This is a genomic window from Microcoleus sp. BM001215392 (assembly GCF_036700185.1).
In the GTDB taxonomy this organism is placed as follows: Bacteria; Cyanobacteriota; Cyanobacteriia; order Cyanobacteriales; family Microcoleaceae; genus Microcoleus.
In genome coordinates this window covers 1,546-4,875 of record NZ_JAUBOJ010000474.1, presented here as the reverse complement: position 1 = coordinate 4,875, position 3,330 = coordinate 1,546, and the positions used below count along the sequence as shown (strand labels likewise).

5 protein-coding genes are annotated in these 3,330 nt (G+C 46.9%); 3 read left to right on the top strand and 2 right to left on the bottom strand.

The window, feature by feature from the left end; genetic code table 11:
- A partial coding sequence (locus QT974_RS30950; RefSeq protein WP_333472202.1) for an HNH endonuclease family protein occupies nt 1-380 on the top strand: 380 nt, incomplete at its 5' end.
- Nucleotides 381-481: 101 nt separating this feature from the next.
- On the opposite strand, the gene QT974_RS30945 is transcribed toward QT974_RS30950, so the two are convergent.
- Nucleotides 482-952: a hypothetical protein gene (locus tag QT974_RS30945; RefSeq protein ID WP_333472201.1), complete on the bottom strand. Its 471-nt coding sequence runs from the start codon at nt 950-952 to the stop codon at nt 482-484.
- Between the two features lie 147 nt (nt 953-1,099).
- On the opposite strand from QT974_RS30945, the gene QT974_RS30940 reads away from it, so the two are divergent.
- Together QT974_RS30940 and QT974_RS30935 are read left to right on the top strand one after the other, a co-directional pair.
- Nucleotides 1,100-1,447 carry a type II toxin-antitoxin system RelE/ParE family toxin gene (locus QT974_RS30940; RefSeq protein ID WP_333472200.1) on the top strand — a complete coding sequence of 116 codons (348 nt, stop codon included), beginning with the start codon at nt 1,100-1,102 and terminating at the stop codon, nt 1,445-1,447.
- A complete protein-coding gene (locus QT974_RS30935) occupies nt 1,416-1,802 on the top strand; it encodes a helix-turn-helix domain-containing transcriptional regulator (RefSeq protein ID WP_333472199.1) in 387 nt (128 codons plus the stop codon). Before QT974_RS30940 ends, QT974_RS30935 begins: the two co-directional genes overlap by 32 nt.
- Before the next feature lie 83 nt (nt 1,803-1,885).
- Here the strand turns inward: QT974_RS30935 and coaBC are convergent, their stop codons facing one another.
- Nucleotides 1,886-3,085, bottom strand: a complete 1,200-nt coding sequence (gene coaBC, locus QT974_RS30930) for a bifunctional phosphopantothenoylcysteine decarboxylase/phosphopantothenate--cysteine ligase CoaBC (RefSeq protein WP_333472198.1) — start codon at nt 3,083-3,085, stop codon at nt 1,886-1,888.
- Between the last annotated feature and the right edge of the window lie 245 nt (nt 3,086-3,330).

Below are 3,330 nucleotides of genomic sequence, written 5' to 3'. Positions count from 1 at the left end.
GTTATGTCTTGCTGCGCTTAGATGCTGCTCTTTCAGAAGGTGAAGCATCTTACAACTTCTCCAATATTACTGTCGAACACGTACTTCCCCAAAATCCAGGCGCTGATAGTGAGTGGATGAAGTGGTTTCCTAGTGAGCAAGAGCGAGATCAATATGTGCATCGTCTTGGCAACTTAGTTTTGCTATCTTCTGGGAAAAACAGTCAGGCACAAAATTATGATTTTGATGTGAAAAAGCAGAAGTATTTCACCACTAAAACAGGTGTTTCAACCTTTGTACTTACTACCCAAGTGCTGCGGGAACAGGAATGGACGCCAGAAGTAATCGCTCGACGGCAGAAAGAGCTGATTAATGTTCTCAAGAATCTTTGGCGCTTATAGGATAATTGAATTTGATATCAAATCGCTCTTATCTGTCTATCAGCACAAAACCATCTGCGTCCATCTGCGGTCAAAAAAATCTAAATCCCGCAGCAGAAACTTTACTTTTTAGCCCGCTGCTGCTGGTAAACGCTGACAACTTTGTCCGCATAAGTCGCAGTTGCGCCACTTTTGCAAGCTGCGGAGTCCCCAGTCATCCACCAGCAAGCGGCGCGGCGTACAGCGGTTAATTCATTGTTGCTGCTAGCTTTGTATTCGTCGCGCAGTAAATCGCCCACGATACAGGTAACAATTGATTTAGCTTTTGTGGCGTCGGCTTCAAATTGTTGGGGTGTTAAATCTTGTTTGGTACAGAATTTTGCCCAGCGGGAAATATTATTTGGTAAAACTTGCCACTGACTGTACATTCCGTCATTTGCGGTTTGCGGTGGCGCGGCTTGTCGCATTGCTTCTACGAGGGCGGAAACTTGCGCGTCGGTGACTGCTGCTGCGGCTGGAAGTGTTTGCAATCCGAGACTCACGATTAGGCTGCTGAGTAGTAGATGGGTTTTTGCGATCGATTTAAAGTTCATTTACAATTCCCTGTTTTAATCAAAGTTTCCTGCAACAAAGTTTACTTAAAAGACGATCGACTGCCTCTATCTAAAGTATGATTTGCTTTTTGAATGCGCTGCCGATCGCGCTTATTATAGAAATTGTTGAGCAAGTACGATAAAATCATGGAAGTACAACCCAGGGAAATTCGACGTTACATCCGACCCGATGGCAGGATTCCGTTCTTAGAGTGGTACTATTCCTTGCGAGATGGCAAAGCCCAACTTAAGATTGATGCAAGGCTTGAGCGAGTTATTCTCGGCAATTTGGGCGATTATAAGTCAGTAGGAGAAGGAGTTTTTGAACTCAGGATCAACTACGGCCCGGGCTACCGGATTTATTTTAGACAAGTAGGAGAGACAATTGTGCTTCTGCTTTGTAGTGGGGATAAAAGTACCCAAGAACAAGATATTCTCAAAGCGAAGGAGTATTCAGCAGACTATGAAAGAAATGAAAATGCCGACCAGCGATAGCTATTACGAGTCCCTAATTGAATCCCTCAAAGACGCTGAACACGCTGGTGGTTTTATCGGGGCTATTTTGGAAGAAAAAGACCCTGAACCCGCACTGCTGAGAAATGCCATCAGAAAGGTGATTGAGGCTCGAATCAGGATGAATGCTCTTTCGGATTCAGCAAAAGAAGTTCACGAAAAACTCGACAAGATGCTGACTGAAAGCGGCGGTTCGGAAATTTACAGTTTGGTAGAATTACTCGAAGCGTTAGGATTTAAAATAGAAATTACGATCGCAGATCTTGAGTTGCCGGCCGAGTCGCAATCAACGGATTTTGTGGAATCAGAATTATGCCCGGAACCAGCAAATTTATAACAACTTTATTAGGTTCGTAGTGAGGAATTCAGTTTTTTCTATTTGCGTTTAGTGAAGAAGGACTAAAGTCCTCACTACGAACCTTATGCTTCCATTACAAAATCTAACAACCGGTGAGCCATTTCTAGCTTGCTGCAAGGTGCTATTTCTACTTGTTTGCCGGCGGCATTAATTAATATTGCTTGATTGGTATTGCTGCCGAAACCTGCACCTATTTTATCGATCGGGTTTGCAGCGATCGCATCCAGCTTCTTAGCCCGCAATTTCTCCAACGCTGGCTTGACAATATCTCCAGTTTGTGCTGCAAAGCCGATGAGTTTTTGATGCGGCTGCTTCAAGTTCCCCAACTCTGCCACAATATCGGCTACAGGCGCTAACGGTAAAGAATTGGGGAGCGATCGCTTTGGCAATTTCTCATGACTGCGATCGACTGGTTTGACATCCGCAACCGCCGCCGCCATCACCGTCAAATCTGCATCGTGAAAGCAGTCTAGCATAGCCAGCCGCATTTCTTCGGCGCTGGTAACTGCGATCGCCCGTACACCAGACAGCGGCAATTCCCCAGTTATGCTGTGTACCAGCGTCACAGCCGCGCCGCGATGCAGTGCAGCTTGCGCCAAAGCTATGCCCATTTTGCCCGTGGAAGGATTGCCGATAAACCGCACCGGATCGAGGTGTTCTCGGGTTCCTCCCGCGCTGATCAACACCCGCTTACCTGCTAAATCTCGAGATCCCTTAGCATACAACAGCGACTCGATATGAGGCAAAATCTCATTAGGTTCAGCCATCCGGCCAACACCCGCGCGATCGCACGCCAGCATTCCCGCCCCCGGATTCGCCGCATGATAGCGCCGATAAGTCAACACTTCCCGCCAATTACCGGCAACCGCCGGCTGTTCCCACATATCAGTATTCATCGCCGGCGCCAGCAAAATTGGGCAAGTAGAAGCTAACACAGTATTAGTCAGCAAATTATCAGCAAAACCCCCCGCCAGCTTAGCCAAAGTATTAGCTGTCAGGGGAGCGATCGCAAAAACTTCCGCCCATTCTCCCAGTTGAATGTGCAGCGGGCGGCCGTGATTTGCTTGCCAAAAATCCTTATCTGTAAAAGCAGGATGGCGGGAAAGAGTAGCAAAAGTTAAAGGTGTGACAAACTCCCCGGCCGCATCACTCAGAATCACTTTAACATCAGCTCCAGCCTTTGCTAAACTTGAAACGACTTCGCAAACTTTATAAGCCGCAATCCCGCCACTAACGCCGATTAAAATTCGTCTGCCTTTCATGATTTTTGGTAATATAGCAACCTTCTAGGTTATGAGAACTTGATGAATTCCTGAAACCATTGCGGAGAATTGCCCGATCGCATCTCTTAATTCTTTCTTCCGACTTCCATCAGACGACTTCCATCAGACGACTTCCCTCGGACTTCCATCCGTTACATCCGTTACATCCGTTACACAATCCGCTGCCGAACTTCCGACTTCCATCAGACGACTTCCATCAGACGACTTCCCTCGGACTTCCATCC

Bases quoted from the DNA above. Each gene is read 5' to 3' on its own strand.
- QT974_RS30945 (WP_333472201.1), bottom strand. From the start codon at position 952: ATGAACTTTAAATCGATCGCAAAAACCCATCTACTACTCAGCAGCCTA.
- coaBC (WP_333472198.1), bottom strand. From the start codon at position 3,085: ATGAAAGGCAGACGAATTTTAATCGGCGTTAGTGGCGGGATTGCGGCT.
- QT974_RS30935 (WP_333472199.1), top strand. From the start codon at position 1,416: ATGAAAGAAATGAAAATGCCGACCAGCGATAGCTATTACGAGTCCCTA.
- QT974_RS30940 (WP_333472200.1), top strand. From the start codon at position 1,100: ATGGAAGTACAACCCAGGGAAATTCGACGTTACATCCGACCCGATGGC.